18 protein-coding genes and 1 pseudogene are annotated in these 21752 nt (G+C 72.3%); 7 read left to right on the top strand and 12 right to left on the bottom strand.

All coding sequences use genetic code 11. The annotated features are described in order from the left end of the window. Window positions 1-85: 85 nt before the first annotated feature. The 4 genes from PZB77_RS12040 to PZB77_RS12025 form a co-directional block, all read right to left on the bottom strand. On the bottom strand, window positions 86-2092 hold the full coding sequence (locus tag PZB77_RS12040) for a glycogen debranching N-terminal domain-containing protein (protein WP_275492583.1): 2007 nt from the start codon (window positions 2090-2092) through the stop codon (window positions 86-88). Then, the gene (locus PZB77_RS12035) at window positions 2089-3438 is read right to left on the bottom strand and encodes a trehalase family glycosidase (protein ID WP_275496028.1); all 1350 of its coding nucleotides are present in this window, start codon (window positions 3436-3438) and stop codon (window positions 2089-2091) included. Before PZB77_RS12035 ends, PZB77_RS12040 begins: the two co-directional genes overlap by 4 nt. 80 nt (window positions 3439-3518) lie before the next feature. After that, the gene (locus PZB77_RS12030) at window positions 3519-4331 is read right to left on the bottom strand and encodes a sugar phosphate isomerase/epimerase family protein (RefSeq protein ID WP_275492582.1); all 813 of its coding nucleotides are present in this window, start codon (window positions 4329-4331) and stop codon (window positions 3519-3521) included. Between the two features lie 147 nt (window positions 4332-4478). Next, a complete protein-coding gene (locus PZB77_RS12025; RefSeq protein WP_275492581.1) occupies window positions 4479-5525 on the bottom strand; it encodes a zinc-binding alcohol dehydrogenase in 1047 nt (348 codons plus the stop codon). A gap of 134 nt (window positions 5526-5659) precedes the next feature. On the opposite strand from PZB77_RS12025, the gene PZB77_RS12020 reads away from it, so the two are divergent. The 5 genes from PZB77_RS12020 (at window position 5660) to PZB77_RS12000 (ending at window position 11418) form a co-directional block, all read left to right on the top strand. Beyond that, window positions 5660-7066 carry an extracellular solute-binding protein gene (locus tag PZB77_RS12020; RefSeq protein ID WP_275492580.1) on the top strand — a complete coding sequence of 469 codons (1407 nt, stop codon included), beginning with the start codon at window positions 5660-5662 and terminating at the stop codon, window positions 7064-7066. 87 nt (window positions 7067-7153) lie between these two features. Continuing rightward, window positions 7154-8134 carry a sugar ABC transporter permease gene (locus tag PZB77_RS12015; protein ID WP_275492579.1) on the top strand — a complete coding sequence of 327 codons (981 nt, stop codon included), beginning with the start codon at window positions 7154-7156 and terminating at the stop codon, window positions 8132-8134. A gap of 80 nt (window positions 8135-8214) precedes the next feature. Further along, the gene (locus tag PZB77_RS12010) at window positions 8215-9081 is read left to right on the top strand and encodes a carbohydrate ABC transporter permease (protein WP_275496026.1); all 867 of its coding nucleotides are present in this window, start codon (window positions 8215-8217) and stop codon (window positions 9079-9081) included. 118 nt (window positions 9082-9199) lie between these two features. Then, complete coding sequence (locus PZB77_RS12005) at window positions 9200-10435, top strand: ROK family transcriptional regulator (protein WP_275492578.1); 1236 nt, start codon at window positions 9200-9202, stop codon at window positions 10433-10435. 65 nt (window positions 10436-10500) lie between these two features. Then, window positions 10501-11418 (top strand): Gfo/Idh/MocA family oxidoreductase, encoded by a 918-nt coding sequence (locus PZB77_RS12000; RefSeq protein ID WP_275492577.1) that lies wholly within the window; start codon window positions 10501-10503, stop codon window positions 11416-11418. A gap of 160 nt (window positions 11419-11578) precedes the next feature. On the opposite strand, the pseudogene PZB77_RS11995 reads toward PZB77_RS12000, so the two are convergent. The 6 genes and pseudogenes from PZB77_RS11995 to glmU form a co-directional block, all read right to left on the bottom strand. Continuing rightward, window positions 11579-11689, bottom strand: a pseudogene (locus tag PZB77_RS11995) (IS481 family transposase); the annotation flags it as partial. Then, entirely contained in the window at window positions 11686-12864 is a 1179-nt protein-coding gene (locus PZB77_RS11990; protein ID WP_275492576.1) for a Cmx/CmrA family chloramphenicol efflux MFS transporter, read from the bottom strand. The gene PZB77_RS11990 and the pseudogene PZB77_RS11995, both read right to left, overlap by 4 nt. A gap of 265 nt (window positions 12865-13129) precedes the next feature. Further along, complete coding sequence (gene pth, locus PZB77_RS11985; protein ID WP_275492575.1) at window positions 13130-13723, bottom strand: aminoacyl-tRNA hydrolase; 594 nt, start codon at window positions 13721-13723, stop codon at window positions 13130-13132. Window positions 13724-13898: 175 nt separating this feature from the next. Beyond that, entirely contained in the window at window positions 13899-14486 is a 588-nt protein-coding gene (locus tag PZB77_RS11980) for a 50S ribosomal protein L25/general stress protein Ctc (RefSeq protein ID WP_275492574.1), read from the bottom strand. A gap of 301 nt (window positions 14487-14787) precedes the next feature. Continuing rightward, window positions 14788-15768, bottom strand: a complete 981-nt coding sequence (locus PZB77_RS11975) for a ribose-phosphate diphosphokinase (RefSeq protein ID WP_275492573.1) — start codon at window positions 15766-15768, stop codon at window positions 14788-14790. 120 nt (window positions 15769-15888) lie between these two features. Next, on the bottom strand, window positions 15889-17334 hold the full coding sequence (gene glmU / locus PZB77_RS11970) for a bifunctional UDP-N-acetylglucosamine diphosphorylase/glucosamine-1-phosphate N-acetyltransferase GlmU (RefSeq protein WP_275492572.1): 1446 nt from the start codon (window positions 17332-17334) through the stop codon (window positions 15889-15891). A 478-nt stretch (window positions 17335-17812) separates the two neighbouring features. On the opposite strand from glmU, the gene PZB77_RS11965 reads away from it, so the two are divergent. Beyond that, entirely contained in the window at window positions 17813-19357 is a 1545-nt protein-coding gene (locus PZB77_RS11965) for a histidine kinase (protein WP_275492571.1), read from the top strand. Between the two features lie 160 nt (window positions 19358-19517). Here PZB77_RS11965 and PZB77_RS11960 read toward each other — a convergent pair whose 3' ends face one another. Together PZB77_RS11960 and PZB77_RS11955 are read right to left on the bottom strand one after the other, a co-directional pair. Beyond that, window positions 19518-20006, bottom strand: coding sequence for an SUKH-3 domain-containing protein (locus PZB77_RS11960; protein ID WP_275492570.1), 489 nt, complete (start codon window positions 20004-20006; stop codon window positions 19518-19520). 9 nt (window positions 20007-20015) lie between these two features. Then, window positions 20016-20540, bottom strand: coding sequence for a YwqJ-related putative deaminase (locus PZB77_RS11955; protein WP_275492569.1), 525 nt, complete (start codon window positions 20538-20540; stop codon window positions 20016-20018). A 234-nt stretch (window positions 20541-20774) separates the two neighbouring features. On the opposite strand from PZB77_RS11955, the gene PZB77_RS11950 reads away from it, so the two are divergent. Then, a complete protein-coding gene (locus PZB77_RS11950) occupies window positions 20775-21752 on the top strand; it encodes an SMI1/KNR4 family protein (protein WP_275492568.1) in 978 nt (325 codons plus the stop codon).

Below are 21752 nucleotides of genomic sequence, written 5' to 3'. Positions count from 1 at the left end.
GCAAGCCTGAGCGGGGGAAGAGGGCGGGCCGCCCCGGCCGATCGTCGCATCGGGGTGGGGCGGCCGGCCCTTTTCGGGGCAGCGCTTACGCGGCCGTCTCCCGGAGCGCCGTGAGGATCGCCAGCGGGGTCGCCGCCGCCCACGCCTGCGGGGAGCAGGAGTGCGGGTACGGGACCGGGCGCGGGTGGTCGGTGCGGCCGTAGCCGGCCATCACCTCGGGCAGCCGGTCGCCGTGGTGGCGGGCGGCGTCCAGCAGGCCGCGTGCGACGGTGCGGACCTCGTCGGCCAGGCCCGCCCGCGCGAGTCCGAGCACGATGACCGCGTTGTCGTGCGGCCAGGAGGTGCCCCGGTGGTAGGAGAGCGGGTGGTAGCCCGGCTGTCCCGCCGCGAGGGTGCGGATCGCCCAGCCCGAGAAGAAGTCGGGCTCCAGCAGCCGCCGTCCGACCCGGCGGGCGTGCTCCTCGTCGAGGATGCCCGACCAGAGGAGGTGGCCGGCGTCGGAGGCGAGCGAGTCGACCTGCCGGCCCTTCCCGTCCAGCGCCAGTGCCGGGAAGCCGGGCCCGGTCATCCAGAAGTCCCGCAGGAACCGTTCCCGCAGGTCCGCCGCCGCCGACTCCAGTTCACCGGCCCAGGCGGGGTCGCCCCACACCGTGCGGGCCAGGTGTGCGGTGCGGACCAGGGCGTCGTACGCGTACCCCTGCGCCTCCGCGACCGCGATCGGGCCTTCGGCCTGGGTGCCGTCGAGGAAGCAGATCGCGCCCTCGGAGTCCTTCCAGTTCTGGTTGACGAGGCCGCCCGGGTCCGGGGTGTAGACGAGGTAGCCGCTGTCGGCCAGGCCGCCGTCCCGGAACATCCAGGCCACCGCGGCCCGTGCGTGCGCTTCGAGGCGCACGGCGAGCGCCGTGTCACCGGTGGTACGGGTCAACCCTTCCAGCAGGACCAGGAAGAGCGGGGTCGCGTCCACCGAGCCGTAGTAACGGCCGTAGGGGACCTGGCGGAAGGCGGCGAGTTCGCCGTGCCGGATCTCGTGCACGATGCGGCCAGGCTGCTCGCCCCGGAACGCGTCGTAGCCGGTGCCCTGCGTCGCCGCGAGCGCGCCGAGGGTGGCCGCGGCCAGTCCGGGCCGGTAGGGCAGCGCGAAGTGCGAGGTGAGCAGGGCGTCCCGGCCGAAGAGGGTCAGGAACCACGGCACCCCCGCCCCCGGCACCCGCAGTTCCTCACCGTCCGGGCCGAGCGCCGGGACCCGCAGCGACGCCAGGTCGCGGAGCCCGCGTGCGCAGGCGTCCGCCAGCCCGTCCGGAGCGTCGGCCGGAAGCGAGCGGGTGAGCGGCAGCGGAAGGGGCCCGGAAGAAGGGCCGGCGGAGGGGCGGGGGCTCACCTCGCCCGTGAACGACGCCGCGTCCAGAGCCTGTTCGGCCGCCGCCACGTCCGGAGCTACCAGCGGCCCGACCGCCGGGGCGCCGTGCGGCCGGGCCGCGACCGTGAGCAGCAGCTCGGCCGCGCCCTGGGCCGGCACCTCCACGCGCCAGCGGAGGTGACGCGCCGTCGGCGCGTCGCCCACGGGGCTCACCTCGTCCGGTGCGGGGCAAGCCGACACCGTCGTGCGGGAGATCCAGTCACCCCGCTCGTACGCGAAGACGGCCCCGTCCGGGGTGGGCGCCGAGCTGTGCCGGGCCTCGTCCTTGTCGTAGTGGCGGCCGTCCGAACGGAGTTCGAACTGGTCGGCGAAGTCGGCATCCACAGTGAGGCCGAGGACGGCGGAGACCGGCTCGTCGCGGTTGCCCACCAGCCGGACGCGTTCGGTCAGGAAGCCGTCACCGAGAGCCTGTTCGCGGAAGACGGTGTAGGCCGGCGGCTCGTCCCGGGTGCCGGACGGGGTCAGCACGCACGTGGCGACGTGCTCCCCGGCGGCCGGTACGAGCACACCGGGGACCTCCCCGTCCACGCTCAGCGTCCAGCGGCTCAGGTGGCGGGCGTCGCGGCGGAAGAGGCCGTCCGGCGAGGCGCCCCGACGCCCGGTGATCCGGCCGTCCGCGCCCAGCACGGCGAACATGCCGGCGCGGACCAGGGTCGGTCCCGTGCCCGCGCTCATGCGTCCGCCCCGACCGGCTCGCCCGTGACCGCCCCGTCCGCGGCAGCGTCACCGGTGGCGGGCGCGCTCGCGCCGCCCTCGTGCGCCGCCACCAGGAGATCCAGCGCCAGCGCCGCGGTCCAGCCGAAGTCGCGGGTGCCGCGGGCCTCGGCGGTGAAGGGGTCCACGTACTCAGCGAAGCCGCTCGCCCCGGCGGCCGCCAGCATCGCCGACCGCAGCCGGTCGGCCGCGACGGTCCGCCCGTACTGCCGCAGGCCGCGCTCCAGCAGCCAGTTGGTGTTGAACCAGGCGGGTCCGCGCCAGTAGCGGGAGGGGTCGAAGTCGGCGCCCGAGAAGTCGTACGAGGGGACCATCGGGACCTCGCCCAGCCGGAAGGAGGCGCCCGTGGCGGTGGCGAGCAGGGCGTCCACGACCTCGCCGGGGAGACCGGGGACGATCAGCGGGATCAGCCCGGCAACGCTCCGCTCCGGGACCAGCTCCTCGCCCACCAGGTCGCGGCAGAGGAACATCCCGGCCTCCGGCGACCAGAGCCGCGCGACCAGTGCCCCGGTGAGGCGGGCGGCGCGCTCCCGGTGCGGGGCCGGGTCGGCACCCGTCTCGGCGGCGATGCGGGCGAGCGCGTGCTCGGAGACGATCAGCAGCGCGTTGACGCACGGGTCTTCCACGGCGAAGGCGTGGGCGGTGCCCGCGTCCGCGTAGCCGCCGTCACGGTAGTCGGTGGCGAGCCGTACGTACCGGCCGTAGTCCAGGTCGGTGGGCCGCTCGGACGGCTGGCCGTGGTCGAGGTCGGCGCGCCGGTACGAGCCGGAGGCGGCGGGCTCGACGCGCCGCAGCGGCCCGTCCCAGCACGGGCTGTTGTCCATGCCCGGCTCCCACGGGTGCACCATCGCGGCGAGACCGCCGCCGCCCAGGTCCCGGGGACCGGTGAGGTAGTCGTGCCAGGCGGCGAGGCGCCCGTACACCCGGGGCAGGAAGCCGCGTCGGCGGGAGTCCTCCGGGTCGGCGAGGTGCACCAGCCAGGCGGCCAGCGCGTGCACCGGGGGCTGCACGATCCCGGAGGTCTCGGTGCCCCCGGGGGCGCCGGCGGGGGCACCGGCGCTGGAGGAGCGCCAGAAGTCCGGGCTCGGGAAGTACGCGTCGTGCGGGACAGCCGGGTTGAAGACGATGTGCGGCACCCGGCCGTCCGCCCACTGCGCGTGCAGCAGGGTCTCCAGCTCGCGCTGGGCCCGGCGCACCGAGAGGTGACGCAGGCCGATCGCGATGAACGCGGAGTCCCAGCTCCACTGGTGCGGGTAGAGGCCGCGGGAGGGGACGGTGGAGGCACCGGTCCAGTTGCTGAGCAGCACGCCCGCGGCGCCGCGCCGGAGCGCCTCGGGGGCGTCGTCCCCCGGCGTGGGGTCCGCGGGGGTCCCGACGAGGAGCGAGGTCACGCGCCCGACCTCCGCAGGAACGCCGGGATGGAGCGGACGGCCTCGACCGGGTCGCCGGTCAGCCGGCACTCGGCGGCGAGGTAGCCGTCGAAGCCGATGGTGCGCAGCGCGCCGAGCCAGGCCGGCCAGTCCAGGTGGCCCGCACCCGGCTGGAACCGGTTGGAGTCGCTGACCTGCGCGTGGCCGATGTACGGGGCGGCGGCGAGGATGGCGGCCGACGGATCGGCCTCCTCGATGTTCATGTGGTAGCTGTCGATGCCGATCCTGACCGAGTCGAGCCCCACGGTGCGGAGCAGGTCGACGGCCTGGTCGAGCCGGTTGACCATGTGGTCCTCGTACCGGTTGAGCGGCTCCAGGTAGAGGGTGACGCCCTCCGCGCGGGCGTGCTCGCCGAGTTCGGTCAGTCCCGTGACGAGCACCTCGCGGTCCTCCGCCTCCGAGCGCGGCGGCTCGAAGGGGGGCAGCCGGCGCGAGAACATCCCGTAGGACGCCGGGGTCTGCACGCCCAGCGCACCGATCTCGGCGGCGACGCTGAGCTGCGACTTCATCTGCTCCAGCGCGTCCTTGCGCAGGCCGTCGTCGAAGGCGGCGAAGAAGTGCGACATCTCGACGCAGACGGTCGGCATGACGACACCGTCGGCCAGCGCGCGCTTCAGCTCGGGGAGGCGGTCGCGGAAGTGGAAGTCGCCCCGCGAGCGCAGCTCGACGGCGTCGAACCCGGCGTCCTGGGCGAACGCCCATTTCTCCTGGAGCGTGTCACCGGGGAGCAGCTGTTCCTGGCAGGCGGTCTTCAACGCGGTCTTCGGCATGAGGGGCCTTTCGGCGCTGCCGGCGGGCAGCGTGCGGGGGTGGGGAAGGGGCGGAGATCGTGCGGAGCGGGGCCGGGGTGCGGCGGCGCCCCGTGCCCGTGCCGCGGGGGCCGCGATGCGCACGGCGCCCTGCGGTCCGGGACCGGCTCAGAACTCCAGGACGACCTGGAGGGCTTCGGCGGGCCGCTCGTCCAGCAGGACGTAGGCTTCGGCCGCGTCCGCCACCGGGACGACGTGGCTGACCAGGGACGTGACGTCGACCGAGCCCTCGGCGACCAGGGAGAGGAAGGTCTGCTGGAGCCGCTCGACGCTCCACCGGCCGGCCAGCTGCGGCGGGACGCCGCCGATCTGTGAGCAGATGAGCTGGACCCGGTTGTGGTGGAACTCGTCGCCGAGCCGGAGTCCGGCACCGTCGCCCTGGTAGAAGCCGGAGGCGACCACGCGGCCGCCCACGGCCACCGAGCGCAGCGCCTCGTGGAGCGCCGGGTAGGCGCCGCTTATCTCGATGGCGACGTCTGCGCCCCGGCCGCCGGTGGCCTCGCGGACGCGCTCGGCGACGCTGTCGGTGCGGGCGTTGAGGGTGCGGCGCGCGCCGTGGCCGCGGGCGGTGTCGAGCCGGCCGTCGAGGGCGTCGACGGCGGTGACGCGGGCGCCGTTGAGCTGGGCGAGGCGGGTGGTGAGCAGGCCGATGACGCCCTGTCCGAAGACGGCGACCTCTTCGCCGAGGTGGATGTCGGCGGCCAGCACCGCGTTGTACGCGATGGCACCGACCCGGGCGAAAGCGCCCGCCAACGGCTCCAGGCCCACCGGCAGGGTGTGTCCGGCCATCCGTTCGGCGGGCACGATGCCCTCGCTGCGGTGGCCCCAGATGCCCCAGACCAGGTCGCCCACGACGGGCATGTCCGCGACCCCGGCCAGTTCGGGTGAGACTTCGGTCACCTCGCCGACCTCGGAGTACCCCCACCCCGCCACCGGGTACTCGATGCCCGCCGCGCCGTCGCGGAAGATCCGCGCCTCGGCGTCCCAGGTCCGCGTCAGGTACGGGTTGGTGCCGCGGTACGCGGTGAGCTCGGTGCCTGCGGAGATGCCCGAGTAGCGCGTACGGACGCGGAGATGGCCCGCGGGCAGCGCGGCGCTCTCGTGCTCGGCGACTTCTACCTGGCGGGGGCCGACGAACTGGACGACGCGTTCCACGGGGGTCTCCGTTGGTGCTGGGAGGTGACTGCTCCTGACTTAGGTCGAAGATATCTCAGAGTTATGTCTTGTCAATAAACAAAAGTGGTGGTGAGATGCGTCATGAAAGTGCGTAAGTGGCGTGAGGAAACAGCATGGTGATGAAGACCCGACGGTCGAGGGCGACCCTGTTCGGACTCGCCGCGACCCTGGGCGCCGGCCTGCTGGCGGGCTGCTCGGGCAGCTCCGGTGCCGAGCGGAAGCCGGACGACAAGATCACGGTCTGGTCGCAGGAGAACCTGGCGCCACGGATGGCGGCGACCAAGAAGGTGGTCGAGCGGTTCGAGAAGGAGACCGGTGTCCAGGTGGACCTGGTCGGCGTGGACGAGGCGCAGCTGCCGCAGCTGATCATGTCCGCGGCCGCCGCCGGCGACCTCCCCGATGTGATCGGCGCCGTCCCGATGGGCCAGGTCTGGCAGATGTACGGCAGCGGGCTGCTCAACACCGAGGTCGCCGGGAAGATCGTCGACGACCTCGGCACCGGGACCTTCAACGCCAACGCCCTCTCGCTCACCGAGGACGCCGGCACCACCCTCGCGGTCCCCTCCGACGCCTGGCTCCAGCTCCTCGTCTACCGCAAGGACCTCTTCGCGAAGGCCGGGCTCGACGCCCCCGACTCCTACGCGAGCGCCCTGAAGGCCGCCAAGACACTCGACAAGGGCGGAGTCGACGGGATCTCGCTCGCCACCGACCCCTCGGACGTCTTCACCCAGCAGAGCTTCGAGGACCTCGCTCTCGCCAACGGCTGCCAACTGGTGGACGACGACGGCGAACCCGCCCTCGACTCCGCCGCCTGCCGCACCGCCTTCGCCACCTACTCCGAACTGGGCGGGGAACACGGCGCCCCCGGCACGCAGACCGTGGACTCCACCCGCTCCACCTACTTCTCCGGCAAGTCCTCGATGATGGTCTGGTCCTCCTTCCTCCTCGACGAACTGGCCGGCCTGCGCTCCGACGCGCTGCCCAGCTGCGCCGAGTGCCAGGACGACCCGGGCTTCCTCGCCCGCAACACCGGCATCGTCACCTCCCTCCAGGGCCCCGACAGCGAGGAGCCCGCCCAGTTCGGCGAGATCACCTCCTGGGCCGTCACCAAGACCGCCGAGACCGGCGCCTCCGCGAAGTTCATCGAGTACATGATGGGCAAGGGTTACGAGGACTGGTTCGGCATGGCCCCCGAGGGCAAGATCCCGGTCCGCACCGGCACCACCACCGACCCCGGTTCCTTCCAGAAGGCCTGGCGCGCCAGCGTCATGGGGGTCGACAGGCGCGAGTCGATGCAGAAGGCGTACCCCTCCGAACTCCTCGACCGGCTCGTCGCCGGCGTCGGCGACATGAAGCGGTGGGGCCTCACCCAGGGCCAGGGCACCCTCGTGGGCGCCACCAACGGTGAACTGCCCGTCGCCAAGGCCATCGGGGCGATGACCAGCGGCCAGAGCTCACCGGACGAGGCCGCGAAGGAAGCCAACGACGAAGTGGCCGCCCTCCAGAAGTCCCTCCAGTAGCAGCCGCCCGGCCCACGGCCCTCTCCCCCCGAGAGAAGTCCCTCCCGCAGCAGCCGCACGGCGCTCTCCCCCCGAGGTAACCGACCCATGAGTACGAAAACCAGCGGCGCGACGGTGCGCCGCAGCAGGCCACGGACCACCAGCAGCCGGGAGAACCGCGCGGGCCTCGCCTTCGTGACCCCCACCTTCCTGGTCGTCCTGGTCGTGGTGATCCTGCCGATCCTGTGGACCGTGCTGCTCGCCTTCCAGAACGCCAAGCTCGTCGACATCCAGGAGAACGGCCTCTTCGGCAACTGGACCCTCGACAACTTCCAGCAGGTCTTCGGCTCGCCCGGCTTCTGGAGCAGCCTCGGCACCACCCTGCTCTACACCGTCGGCGCCACCGCGGGCTCCATCCTCCTCGGCCTGGTCGCCGCGCTCGCGCTGCGCAAGCCCTTCCGGGGCCGCGGCATCCTGCGGGCCTCGATGCTGCTGCCGTACGTCGCCCCCGTCGTGGCCGTCTCCTTCGTCTGGGAAGTGGCGCTCAGCCCGCAGTACGGCATCGTCAACGAGTGGGGCAGCAGGTTCCTCGGGTGGGACGACCCGATCGCCTTCCTCTCCACCCGCTCCTACGAAGTCAGCCTGCTGGGAGCACACTTCGACATCCCGCTGGCGCTGCTCACCGTCATCGCCTTCGAGTCGTGGCGCTACTTCCCGTTCGCCTTCCTCTTCATGCTGGCCCGCCTCCAGGCGGTGCCGGACAGCCTGGAGGAGGCCGCCGAGGTCGACGGCGCCACCATCTCCCAGCGCTTCCGCCACATCCTGCTGCCGCTGATGATGCCCGTCATCGCCCTGCTGTCCGTCCTGCGCTTCATCATGACGTTCAACAAGTTCGACGACATCTACCTGCTCACCGGCGGCGGTTCGGGCACGGACGTCGTCGCGGTGCGCGTGTACGACTTCCTCACCTCCCGCTTCGACGTCGGCGCGGCCTCGGCCCAGGCGCTCGTCCTGGCGGTCGTCCTCATGGTCCTGCTGGGCCTCTACTTCGCTTTCTTCGGCAAGAAGGTCCAGGAGGAATCGGCATGACCCACGCCCCGTCCGTGACGCGCCCGCCGGCCTCCGGCCCCGCCACCCCCTCCGGCACGCCCGCCCCGCGCAGGCGGCGCATGAGCCGCGCCCAGTTCGAGGAACGGTTCTTCGGAGTCACCCGCTGGCTCGTGATCATCTTCCTCGCCGTGATCACGATCGTGCCCTTCTACTACATGCTGATGCTGTCGGTGAAGCCCATCGACAAGCTGCTGGTGGAGCCCGGCAACCTCTGGGTCTCCACGAAGGACTTCACCCTCGACACCTACCGCAGTGTGCTGAAGTCCACCGACGACGGAGGCCAGGGCTTCCTCGGCATGCTCGCCAACTCCGCGCTGGTCGCCGTCGCCACGGTGCTGCTCACGCTCGCCGCCGCGGTGCCCGGGGCGTACGCCGTCAGCCGTCTCAAGTTCTTCGGCAGCCGGCACGTCAGCGCGCTCTTCCTGGCCGTCTACCTCTTCCCGGCCACCCTGCTCGCCGTCCCGCTCTTCGTGATGTTCGCGAAGATGGGGCTCTCGGGCAGCCTCGTCGGGCTGGCCGTCGTCTACATCGCGCAGACGGTGCCGGTCTCGATCTACATGATGAAGAACTACTTCGTCACCATCCCGTACTCCATCGAGGAGGCCGCCGCCATCGACGGCGCCTCCCGGTTGCAGACCGTGCGCAAGGTGGTCCTGCCGCTCGCGCTGCCCACCCTGATGGCGACCGGGCTCTACGTCTTCATGATCGCGTGGAACGAGTTCCTCTTCGCGCTCCTCTTCCTCGCCGCCGACCCCGGCAAGTGGACGGTCTCGCTCGGCCTCCAGCAGCTCGCCAACGGCATCGAGGTCTCCAAGACGGTCCTGATGGCCGGTTCGGTGATCCTCACCATCCCCGTGGTAATCCTTTTCTTCGCCTCCGAGCGGCTCCTCACCGAGGGGCTGACCAGCGGCGCGGACAAGGGCTGACAACCTGACACCGACCGGCACCTGGTGACGCCCGGTCAGCGGCGGCCGCGCCCGGGGGAGGCGCGGCCGCACGGCCGCCCCCGACGGGGACACGAGAGACGGGACGAGGACGGCGACGATGGCGGGAAACCAGGCGAGCGCGGGACACCTGCTGCGGCTCATCCGCAGCGGGGAGGCCACCACGCGCGGCGAGCTCCAACAGGCCACCGGCCTCTCCAGATCCACCGTCGGACACCGTCTCGACCAGCTCTTCGGTGCGGGCTGGCTGCGCGGCGCGGCCGGGACCTCCACCGGCGGACGCCCGTCCGCCCGGCTGGAGTTCGACCCCACCCACGCCGTCGTCCTCGTCGCGGACCTGGAGACCCGGCACGGACGGGCCGCCGTCGTCGACCTCGCCGGGAAGGTCCTCGCCGAGCGGACCGGGAGCCTCCTCGTCACGGACGGCCCCGACGTCGTGCTCGACCGGATCGCCCGCTGGTTCGGCCCGCTCCTGGAGGAGGCCGGCACCCCGCCGGCCCGGGTGTGCGGCGTCGGCCTCTCCGTGCCGGGGCCCGTCGACTGGGACAGCGCCCAGGTCGTCCAGCCGCCGATCATGCCCGGCTGGGACCGCTTCCCCGTACGGGAGCGACTGCGCACCGCGCTCGCCGAGCACCTCGGCCCGCCAGGCCCCGGCGCGCTGGGCGGGGCGGAGCCGCTCCCCGTCTACGTCGACAACGACGCCAACCTCATGGCGCTTGCCGAACAACGCGAGAACTACGCCGACTGCGGGGCGTTCGTCCTGGTGAAGGCGTCCACCGGCATCGGCGCGGGAATGGTCGTCGGCGGCGAGATGTACCGGGGCATCGACGGAGGCGCCGGCGACATCGGCCACATCCGCCTGCACGACCGGCCCGACGCGCTCTGCATGTGCGGCTCCTACGGCTGCCTCGCCGCCGTGGCGAGCGGCCGGGCCATCGCCGAGCAGCTCACGGCGGCGGGCGTGCCCACCGCCTCCGGCTCGGACGTGCGCCGCCACCTCGCCGCCGGGCAGCCCGACGCCGTCCGGCTCGCCCGCGCCGCCGGGCAGCGCGTCGGCGAGGTGCTCGTCACCGTGGTCACGCTCCTCAACCCGGGTGTCCTGATGCTCGGCGGCGACCTGGCGAGCACCCCGTTCCTCACCGGGGTGCGCGAACTCCTCTACCAGCGGGCCCTGCCCCGCACCACGGCCCACCTCCAGGTGGTCACCACCACGCTCGGCGACCGCGCCGCCCTCGCGGGGGCTGCCGTCATGGTCGTCGAGCGCCTCTACGACCCCGACCGGGCCGACGCCCGGCTCGCCGCTTCGGCAAACGCGGGCGGCGGCACGGCCGGCTGACCCGCCCCGTACCGCACCGATCGGCCGCCGCACCGGACGGCCGTACCCCTTCGATGGAGAGCACCATGTCGCAGACCCCCGCCGCCGGCACCCCGACCGACGCCTGGGCATACCCGCCGGTCCGCGTCGGCCTGGTCGGGGCGGGGCCGTGGGCCCGCACGATGCACGCCCGGATGCTGGCGGCCGGACCGGAGACCATCCTGACCGGTGTCTGGGCCCGGCGCCCCGAAGCCGCCGCCGAGGTGGCGGACGCCTCCGGCACGCGGGCCGCGGGCTCGTTCGAGGAGCTGCTCGACGGCTGCGACGCGGTCGCCTTCGCCGTGCCGCCCGCCGTACAGGCGGCGCTCGCCGTGCGGGCGGCACGGGCCGGCAAGGCCCTGCTGCTGGAGAAGCCGCTCGGGGCCGGACTCGACGCCGCCCGCGCGGTCGCCGACGCGGTCGCCGAACACGGGGTGGTCTCGCAGCTCGTCCTCACCAAGCGCTACCACCCGACGACCCGGGCGTTCCTCGCCGAGGCGGCAGGCCTCGAGGTCGCCGGAGCCCGCTCCTGCTACCTCCACGGGGCTTTCCTCGGCGGCGAGTTCGCCACCTCCTGGCGGCTGGAGCACGGCGCTCTGCTCGACCTCGGCCCGCACCTGCTGGACCTGCTGGACAGCGCGGTCGCCCCGATCGTCTCCGTACGCGGGACCGGCGACCCCCGCCGGTGGATCGAGCTGACCTGCGAGCACGAGAACGGCGCGGTCAGCCAGGCCTCCCTGTCCGGGAGTGTCCGCCTGCCCCGCGCCCGTACCCGCATCGAACTCTTCGGCCCCCGCGAGGAGTTGGTCTACGACACCGCCGGCATCGACCACGAGGAGTGCTGGCCGGTGCTGCGCCGGGAGTTCGCCGGCGCCGTACGCACCGGCACCGGCACCGGCATCGACGCCGCACGCGGCCTGCGCATCCAGGAACTCCTCGACCAGGCACGGCCGCAGGCCGCCTGACGGAGTGCCGGCCCGGGGCCCGCCAGGAGTTGTACGTCCCCCGGGCCCGCTCCAGGCCGTCCGTGAGGAGGCGTGAGGCTGGTGGACGGTTTCCTGCCGTGGTGTGAGTCCGGTGGTAGTTGTCGTATGTGTCGTACCGGTTCTTCCATGGGGACAGGCCGGCGCGGGATACGCCGGCTCCGGCTGCCACCCGGGCGAGGGGACGACTGCGACAGCGTTCCACGAGCCTTCGGCGCCCTTCGATGCTCAGGGGAGCGTTCGCGTGTGTCACTGGGGCACCTCGGCGCTTCGGCCCGCCGTGACAACAGCGCGGAGGGGGATCGCGACGAGTAGGGCGACAGCGACCAGGAGCCCGCTTGCCCACATCGGTCCGAGGTCCCCGGCCTGGGTGCTGAGGGTGGTCGCGGCGACGAGGGGGCCGGCGGCGGCGCCGGCGTTGAGTGCCGCGGTCGCGTACGAGCCGGCCATGGTGGGAGCTCCCGCCGCCTCGTAGAGAACCCGCGTGATCAGCGTGCTGCCCAGCGCGAACGACAGCGCGCCCTGCACGAACACGAGGGCGCACAGGGCGACCGGCTCGTCGGCCAGCACCGCCAGGGCCGGCCAGCCCACGAGGAGCAGCGGACCACCGGCCGCGATGACCAGACCGGGCCGCTGGTCGGACAGTCGCCCGGCGACGGTGACGCCGACGAAGGAACCAGCCCCGAAGAGCACCAGAACCACAGAGATCCACAACTCGCCCAGCCCGGCTGTACCGGTCACCACGGGGGCGAGGAAGGTGAAGCTTCCAAACGTTGCCGCGTTCACCAGTGCGCCGAGCAGCATCGCGAGAATCAACCGTGGCCTTGTGAGCAGGGCGAGTTCCGCTCGCAGGGCCGGGCCGCCCCTCGCTTCCTCCTTCACACGTCCCGCCGGGATGCCCTTCAGGATGCCGAGCGCCGCGGGCAGGCAGAGAAGGGCGACGGCCCAGAATGTGGCTCGCCAGCCGAGCACCGTACCGAGCACCGACCCGCCGGGGACACCGGCGATCGTGGCCACCGTGGTGCCCGACAGCAGCAGGGCCAGCGCACGTCCCTTCCTGTCAGGCGGGACCAGGGCAGCGGCAGCCGTCAAAGCGACGGCAAGGAACCCCGCGTTCGCGAGCGCTGCAACGACTCGGGTGGCGCACAGGACCGGGAAGCTCATGGAGATGGCCCCCGCAGCGTGAGCTGCCGCGAAAGCAAGGATGAATCCGAGAAGGCTGGAGCGCCTGGGCCAGTTGCGGGCAAGCGCGGCCACAAGGGGAGCGCTGACGACCATGCCGATCGCGAAGGCCGAGGTGAGCACGCCTGCTGTCCCGACGGTGATGTCGAAATCTGAGGCGATGTCCGGCAACAGGCCGGCGAGCATGAACTCCGAGGTGCCCATGGCGAAAATCGCCATGGCAAGCAGGTAGAGCGGGAAAGGCATCGAAGGCTCCGAGGTGAGGAGAGGTACGAGAAGGTCATCTCGTCACCGCGGCCAGCCCCACGGGCACACTCGTCCCACCACGGAATGCGGCGCAACGACAGGGCTACGAGCTCAGGGCTTCAGGGGGCTGACGGCGTGACCGAAAGCCCCCACCTTGTCCGACTCAGGACTCGACATGGCCTGCACGCTACCCGACCGATGCCCGTCGAGGCGCCTGGGTTGCACCAGCTTCGACTTCTGTCACCAACGTCATGTCCCGCAACAGTTAGGAGTTGTACGTCCCCTGGGCCCGCTCCAGGCCGTCCGTGAGGAGCGACTCCACCGCGTCCGCCGCCCGGTCCACCAGGTAGGCGAGCTCCTTGCGTTCGGTGGAGGAGAAGTCCTTCAGCACGAAGTCCGCGACCTGCATCCGGCCCGGCGGGCGGCCGATGCCGAAGCGCACCCGGTGGTACTCCGGGCCCATCGCCTTCGTCATCGACTTCAGCCCGTTGTGGCCGTTGTCGCCGCCACCCAGCTTCAGCCGCAAACCGCCGTACTCCACGTCCAGTTCGTCGTGGATCGCGACGACGTGGTCGGTCGGCACCTTGTAGAAGTCGCGCAGCGCCGTCACCGGGCCGCCCGACAGGTTCATGTACGACTGCGGCTTCGCCAGGATCACGCGCCGGTTCGCCGGTCCGGGCGGCCCGATCCGCCCTTCCAGCACCTGCGCCTGCGCCTTCTGGGCCCGCTTGAACTTCCCGCCGATCCGCTCCGCCAGCAGGTCGGCGACGACGAAGCCGACGTTGTGGCGGTTGCCGGTGTACTCGGGGCCGGGATTGCCGAGGCCCACGATGAGCCAGGGGTCGGTGACGTCGGACATCTGCGCGCGGTCTCCTCGGATACGGGCCGGGTCGGGCAATGGCCGGAGGGCGGGGCGGGTCACTCGGGCGGGTCACCGGTGCTGAGGTGCCCCGCACACGCCCGACGGGGCGGCGGACTCCCGGGATGGGAGGCCGCCGCCCCGTCGGTCAAGCAGCTCGGTACGAGACGGAGGCTCAGGCCTCGGTGGTCTCGGCGGCGGTCTCGGCGGCCGGCTCCTCGGCCTGCGCGGAGACGACCTGGAGGATGATGGCGTCCTCGTCACCGGAGAGCACGGAGCCCTTCGGCAGCGTGATGTCCTTCGCCAGGATCGAGTCACCGGCGGACAGGCCCGCGACCGAGACCGTGACGGACTCGGGGATGTGGGTGGCCTCGGCCTCGACGCTCAGGGTGTTCTGGACGAAGTCCAGCAGGAAGGCGCCCGGGGCCAGGTCGCCCTCGGTCTCGACGGCGATCTCGACGTTGACCTTCTCGCCGCGCTTCACGGTCAGCAGGTCGACGTGCTCGATGTTGCCCTTGAGGGCGTTGCGCTGCACGGCCTTCGGGATGACCAGCGCGTCCTTGCCGTCGATCGTGAGACCGATGAGGACGTTCGCGGTGCGCAGCGCGAGCTGCAGCTCGTGGCCCGGCAGGTTGATGTGGACGGACTCGGCGCCGTGGCCGTAGACGACCGCGGGGACCAGGTTGGCACGGCGCGCGCGACGGGCGGCACCCTTGCCGAACTCGGTGCGGGCTTCGGCGGCGAGGTTGATCTGGTCGGCCATGGCTGCACTCCTCGTGAGGTGACGAAAACGGATCGGTCACCCGGCCACGACTTGATGGCCTGCTACGAAGAGCGCGTCGATAACGGACCGCCGTACATGAGTACGGCCTCCCTCGCCGAGCAACTCCGTGAGTCTACCCGGCGGGGAGGCCGTACCCCAAAGTGGATCAGTCCCGTCCTGCGAGCACCCCGCTGACCTGCTGGTTACTCGTGCAACGTGGTGAACCCGTGCGCGGCGGCCGACGCCACCGTCACCGGTCGGCGCCCTCCGGCGCCGGGCCGGGCCGCCCCGTGCCCGTCGTTCAGTCCTCGTCGTTCTCGAAGAGGCTCGTGACCGAACCGTCCTCGAAGACCTCGCGCACCGCGGCCGCGATCGTCGGCGCGATGGAGAGCACCGTGATCTTGTCGAGCTCCAGCTCGCCCGGGGTCGGCAGGGTGTCCGTGAAGACGAACTCGCTGACCTTGGAGTTCTTCAGTCGGTCCGCGGCGGGGCCGGAGAGCACGCCGTGGGTGGCGGTCACTATGACGTCCTCGGCACCGTGCGCGAACAGGGCGTCGGCGGCGGCGCAGATCGTGCCACCGGTGTCGATCATGTCGTCGACCAGGACGCAGACCCGGCCCTCGACGTTGCCGACGACCTCGTGGACGCTGACCTGGTTCGGCACGTCCTTGTCGCGGCGCTTGTGCACGATCGCCAGCGGGGCGTCCAGGCGGTCGCACCAGCGGTCGGCGACGCGCACGCGGCCGGCGTCCGGGGAGACGATCGTCAGCTTGGAGCGGTCGACCTTGGCGCCGACGTAGTCGGCGAGGATCGGCAGCGCGAAGAGGTGGTCGACCGGGCCGTCGAAGAAACCCTGGATCTGGTCGGTGTGCAGGTCGACGGTGAGGATGCGGTCCGCACCCGCCGTCTGCATCAGGTCCGCCACCAGGCGGGCCGAGATCGGCTCGCGGCCGCGGTGCTTCTTGTCCTGGCGGGCGTACCCGTAGAACGGCACGATCACCGTGACCGAACGGGCCGAGGCGCGCTTGAGCGCGTCCAGCATGATCAGCTGCTCCATGATCCACTTGTTGATCGGAGCCGTGTGGCTCTGGATCAGGAAGCAGTCGGCGCCGCGGGCGGATTCCTGGAAGCGGACGTAGATCTCACCGTTGGCGAAATCGAAGGCCTTCGTCGGCACGAGGCCGACACCCAACTTGTGCGCGACCTCCTCGGCCAGCTCGGGGTGGGCGCGGCCGGAGAAGAGCATCAGCTTCTTCTCGCCGGTCGTCTTGATCCCGGTCACAGCACAGTCTCCTCAGACGTGTTTCTGACCGTTGCACGCATGTGTCCCGATGTGCAACGTGCCAGCCGAAATGGGTGAGCATCTATCACGGTACGCCGAGTCCGGCGCACGCGTTTCCGGTCAGCTTTCGCCTTCGGAATCCTGTGTGGCGGCCAAGGCGGCCTGAGCGGCGGCGCTTCCGGGCCGCTTGCGCGCGACCCAGCCCTCGATATTCCGCTGCTGGCCGCGGGCGACGGCCAGCGAGCCCGCCGGTACGTCCTTGGTGATGACCGAGCCCGCGGCGGTGTAAACCCCGTCGCCCACCGTGACCGGTGCCACAAACATATTGTCGGAGCCGGTACGGCAGTGCGAGCCGATGGTGGTGTGGTGCTTGGCCACCCCGTCGTAGTTCACGAAGACGCTCGCCGCACCGATGTTGCTGTGGTCGCCGATGGTCGCGTCACCCACGTAGGACAGGTGCGGGACCTTCGTCCCCTCGCCGATCGTGGCGTTCTTCATCTCGACGTACGTCCCGGCCTTCGCCTTCGCGCCGAGCTTGGTCCCCGGCCGCAGGTAGGCGTACGGGCCGACGGTGGCGCCGGGGCCGACTTCGGCGCCCTGGGCGACCGTGTTGTCCAGCCGGGCGCCCTCGTGGACCACCGTGTCGGTCAGCCGCGAGTTCGGGCCGACCTCGGCGTCCTCGCCGACGTGGGTGGTCCCGAGCAGCTGCGTCCCGGGGTGCACGACCGCGTCCCGGCCGAAGGTGACCGTCACGTCGATCAGCGTCGACGCCGGGTCCACGATCGTCACGCCGGAGAGCATGGCGCGCTCCAGCAGCCGCTGGTTGAGCAGCCGGCGGGCCTCGGCGAGCTGGACCCGGTTGTTGATGCCGAGGATCTCCCGGTGGTCCCGCGCGATCGAGGCGCCCACCCGGTGGCCCGCCTCGCGCAGGATGGAGAGGACGTCGGTGAGGTACTCCTCACCCTGGCTGTTGTCCGGACGGAGCTTGCCGAGCGCCTCCGTGAGCAGCCGGCCGTCGAAGGCGAAGACCCCGGAGTTGATCTCCCGGATCGCCCGCTGCGACGGGCTCGCGTCCTTGTGCTCGACGATCTCGGTGACGGCGCCGGTGGCCGCGTCGCGCACGATCCGGCCGTAACCGGTGGAGTCCGGCACCTCGGCCGTGAGCACGGTGACGGCGTTGCCGTCCGAGGCGTGGGTGGCGGCGAGCGCGCCGAGCGTCGCGCCGGAGAGCAGGGGGGTGTCGCCGCAGACGACGAGGACGGTGCCGTCGACGCCGCCGAGCTCCTGGAGCCCGGTGCGGGTGGCGTGGCCGGTGCCGTTCTGCTCGGCCTGGAAGGCGGTGCGCACGCCCGCGCCGCTCTCGTCGAGGTGCGCGACGACCTGCTCGCCGGCGTGCCCGACGACCACGACGAGGTGCTCCGGGCCGAGTTCGCGGGCGGCGGCGACGACGTGGCCGACGAGCGAGCGCCCGGCGACCTCGTGGAGGACCTTGGGCGTCTTCGACTTCATACGGGTGCCGCCACCCGCTGCGAGGACGACGACTGCTGCGGGGCTGCTGGCGCTCACGGATGTGCCCTTCGGCTTTCGGGTGCGGTCACCCGCAGGATACCGGGGGTGCATGTGCCGGAAACGGGCGCGGGCCCCGACCGGTGAGGTCGGGGCCCGCGTCGAAGAGCTCCCCCATCAGGATTTGAACCTGAACAGACGGTACCAAAAACCGCAGTGCTGCCTGATTACACCATGGGGGAATAATCCCGGCTAAACGGACATCCTGTCAGTTCGCCGGATCGGCACCCAACACTATGCCGTACCAAGCCCCTTCCGCGCGACGACGGAGTCCGGCCTCGCGATCGCGCGCCGGCGCACGCGCCCGCCCGTGGCGTCCGTCACGTGGGCGAGATCGTCCGGAAGATCCCCTTCCGGAGCCGCTCCGCCGCGATTCCCCTGGTCCCGGGTCCGCACGCGGTTGCGGCCCGCCCCGCGCACACGTCGTGCTGTCGCGGTCACCCGAAAATGGGATGCGGGCGCCCGTAGGGTGGACGGCATGACCGCAACGGGGGCAGACCGGGAGGCGGCGGGAGCGACCACCCGCGGCTACTGGTGGTGGGAGCGGCGGCGCGGTGTCGCCCTGGACGTGGGACTGGCGCTGGTCTCGGCGCTGGAGTGCGCACTGGAGGGGATCCAGTTCGCCGGGGAGGCCCGGCTGCCGGTGCCGGTCGGCGTGCTCTTCGGCCTGGTCGCCGGTTCGGTCCTGTTGCTGCGGCGCCGGTGGCCGATCGTCGTGGTGCTGGTGTCGATCGCGACCACGCCCGCCGAGGTCGGCTTCCTGATGGGCCTCGTCGGCCTCTACTCGCTGGCCGCGTCCGGCGTGCCGCGCAGGATCACCGTCGTCCTGACCGGGATGGCGCTGGTCGGCAGCTTCATCGTCACCTACGTACGGCTGAGCCAGAGCCTCGTCGACCCGTCGGACGTGATGCCGGGGGACTGGTACGCGCCTGTGGTCGCCCTCTTCATGTCGCTGGGACTGACCGCCCCCCCGCTGCTCTTCGGCCTCTACATCGGTGCCCGCCGCCGCCTCATGGAGAGCCTGCGCGAACGCGCCGACTCGCTGGAGCGGGAGCTGTCGCTGCTCGCCGACCGGGCCGAGGAGCGCGCGGAGTGGGCGCGTACGGAGGAACGCACCCGGATCGCCCGGGAGATGCACGACGTGGTGGCGCACCGGGTGAGTCTGATGGTGGTGCACGCGGCGGCGCTCCAGGCCATCGCGCCGAAGGACCCGGCGAAGGCGGTCCGCAACGCCGCGCTCGTCGGCGACATGGGGCGCCAGGCGCTGACCGAACTCCGCGAGATGCTGGGCGTGCTGCGCAGCGGGGACACCCTGGTCGCGCCGCGCCCGGCGGGCACCCGCACGACGGGCCCGGGTACGGCTGCGGGCGGGCCGCCGCTGGCCGGGGTGGGCCGCGCCGCGGCCGCCGCCGCTGTCGCCTCCGCGCCGGAGGACGGGCCGCGCCTGGGCGAGCTGGAGGCGCTGGTCGCCCAGTCGCGCCAGGCCGGTATGACGGTGGAGCTGTCCGTGGACGGTGACCCCCGCCCGTACGCCCCCGGGGTCGAGCGGACCGCCTACCGGGTGGTGCAGGAGGCGCTGACCAATGTGCACAAGCACGCGGCCGGAGCGAAGACCTGGGTACGGCTCGCGCACCGGGAGGCGGAGGTCGCGATGCAGGTGGAGAACGGCCCGTCCGACGCGGCCGCGGCCGACGCCCATCTGCCGAGCGGGGGCAACGGCCTGGTCGGGATGCGCGAGCGGGTGACCGGGCTCGGCGGTGTCTTCGTCTCGGGCCCGACGGACGCGGGCGGCTTCCGGGTGTCGGCGGTACTGCCGGACGGAACGGCGTCCGCCGCCGGGGCGGAGGCGCCGGAGGTGACGGCACCGGAGGTCGTGGTGGTCGTTCCCGAGGTCGAGTCGGTACCGATGGAGGTGGCACTGCCGGGGCCGGAGGGGGTGCGCGGCGCGGAGGGCGGGGCACCGTCCCGCGTGTTGCCGGACGCCGAGGGCGCGCCCCCCGAGAGGGACGCGGGCGCGCGGTAGGGGGACTCGTCGGCACCCCGCCCGGGGGAGCCGGGCGCCCGGTCCGGCCGGGCTACGGCTGCGGCGGAACGGGCCCGTGCGTGCCGGGCGTCGCGACGGGTGAACTCCGCCGACACCGGCCGGCCGCTCTGCCGGACTCGGCCCGGCGACCGGGAAGCCCTCAGCCCGACGTCAGCCGGGTCGGCTGGACGCCCGTCAGCAGGGTGTTGAGGGCGCGGTCGATGTCCGGCCCGAGGTACCAGTCGCCGGTGTGGTCGACGCTGTAGACGCGTCCCTCGGCGTCCATGGCGAGGACCGCCTGCCCGTCGCCCTCGTGGCCCAGTGGGCTGATCTCGGTCTCCAGGGCCCGCCCGAGGTCGCCCAGAGTGCGGGCGAGGTGGAGGCCGCTGACCGGGTCGATCGTCACGGAGACGGGGGCGATCTGCCGGCCGGGGCCGGGGGCGACGATGTCCAGGTTGCCGAACTCCGCCCAGGCTTCGACCACGGCCGGGAAGACGGCGTGCCGGTGGCCCGCCGGCGAGGTGTGGGCGCTCAACGCGTCGGCCCACTCCTCGGCCTGCCGGATGACCCACCGGCCGGGCTCCCAGCCCGCGGTGCGCAGGGCCTTCTCCACGACGGGGGTGAAGCGTGTGGTGCTGTGCTCGTGCATCGGGCGGTGTCAGCCCTTCTCGGCGGTGGTGGCCGCGCTGTTGGCGCCGAGGTCCACGGGGCGTACGCCGAAGTGGGCGAGCATCACCGTGCAGGAGCGGCAGGGCGCCGCGTAGCCCCCGTGCCGGGGGTCGCCGTCCTCGCGGATGTGGCGGGCGGTGAGCCGGGCGTGCTTGAGCGCGCGACGGGCCTCGCCACTCGTCATCGGCTTGCGCTGGGCGCGCTTGGAGCGGGTCTCCTCGGTCGCGGTGAGCAGCCGGGAGAGGAGTATCGCCTCCGGGCAGCGTCCGCTGAAACGCTCCCGCCGACTGGTCGGCAGGGTGTCGAGGAAGTCCTGGACGAGGTGGTGCAGCGCGGGCGGCTGATCGCCCTTGCCCGCGGTGCAGGTGAGCGTCTCCCCGCGCACGGACAGCGCGGCGGCCACGGCCGGCAGGATGCCGTCGCGGCGGTGGAGCAGCCGGGGGACGCGGTTGGAGTCGGTGCTGCTCCAGCTGAGGCGCGGATCCCCTGATGTGACTGTGTGTACATCGTGCATGGCTTGGATTTCCTCCCGTGCAATCCCCCGAGTTGCGGGGACAGCCTGTCAAATGTGTCGGACGGTGGGGAAGCTGGGGCGGTATTGCGTGCAGCGTGTCGTCCAAAGCCGCCCAACCGTCGCTCTTCCGTCACCTCGGCGTGACGGTCGGTGATGGCTCCGGAGGGACGGTTCTCCCAGGTGCGCCACCGCATAGGCTGTGCGGAACACCGGACGCAGCAGGGGGCAACCGCCATGGAGACAGGTCGGCTCGGGCAGCAAGCCGCGCCACCGAACGCGGCCTACGCCGGGCAGGTCGTGCACTTCCCGGACCCGGTCCGGGCGTCACGCCACCCGAGGGGTGTGCGGATGGGCGCCAACGGTCACCCGGACTTCTCTCCTTACGCGCGCGCGGCGGCGGAGATCGCCGATCCGCCGGAGGGTTTCGGGATCGACGAACTCCGGCTCACCGACTACGTGTCGGCCAACGCCGCACTGGCGGCGACCGGGCACGAGCTGTGGGACATGATCCCTTCGGTGGCGACTCCGCACGGCTGGACCTGGCACCACGTGTCGGGTACCCGCCGAATGGAACTCGTACCGGTCGAGGTGAAGGCGCTGTTGCGCCACCACGCGGGCCTCTCGACGGCCCCGGTGGACCACGAGCGGCGCGGCACGCGGCCGTTGCAGGGCACCCGGCCCGCGCACTTCCGGTTGCCGAAGGGCGCGGTTGCGGTGTCCGAGCAGCAGATCCAGGGCGTGGAAGAGGACCTGGGGTACCGCCTGCCGGGCGCGTACCGCTCGTTCCTGAAGGCGGCGGGCGGATCCGCGCCGGTGGGCACGGCGCTCGACGAGGAACTGGGCCTCCTGGTGGACCAGCCGTTCTTCACGGTGCGCGAGGAGGCGGCGGTCAACGACCTCGTCTACGTCAACAAGTGCTTGCGGGACCACTTCACCAAGGACTTCCTGGGCGTCGCGTTCGTCCAGGGCGGTCTGCTGGCGGTGAAGGTGAAGGGGAGCGGCATCGGTTCGGTCTGGTTCTGCGCGTACGACGACGCGCGCGACCGGAACGAGATGTCGGTGCAGGAGCGGGCCGATCGCCTGTTGCTGCCGTGCGGTGCGGACTTCGACGCGTTCCTCCAGCGGCTCGCGGGCAGCCCGCAGGAGTTGGAGACGGTGGCCAACCTGATGGTGGACGGCGGCTTCGCCCGTGCCGTCCCGGTGGAGGGGTGA

This window comes from Streptomyces sp. AM 2-1-1, assembly GCF_029167645.1.
Lineage (GTDB): Bacteria > Actinomycetota > Actinomycetes > Streptomycetales > Streptomycetaceae > Streptomyces.
The sequence above is the reverse complement of the archived record's forward strand: the minus strand, read 5'-3'. Positions and strand labels throughout refer to the sequence as shown.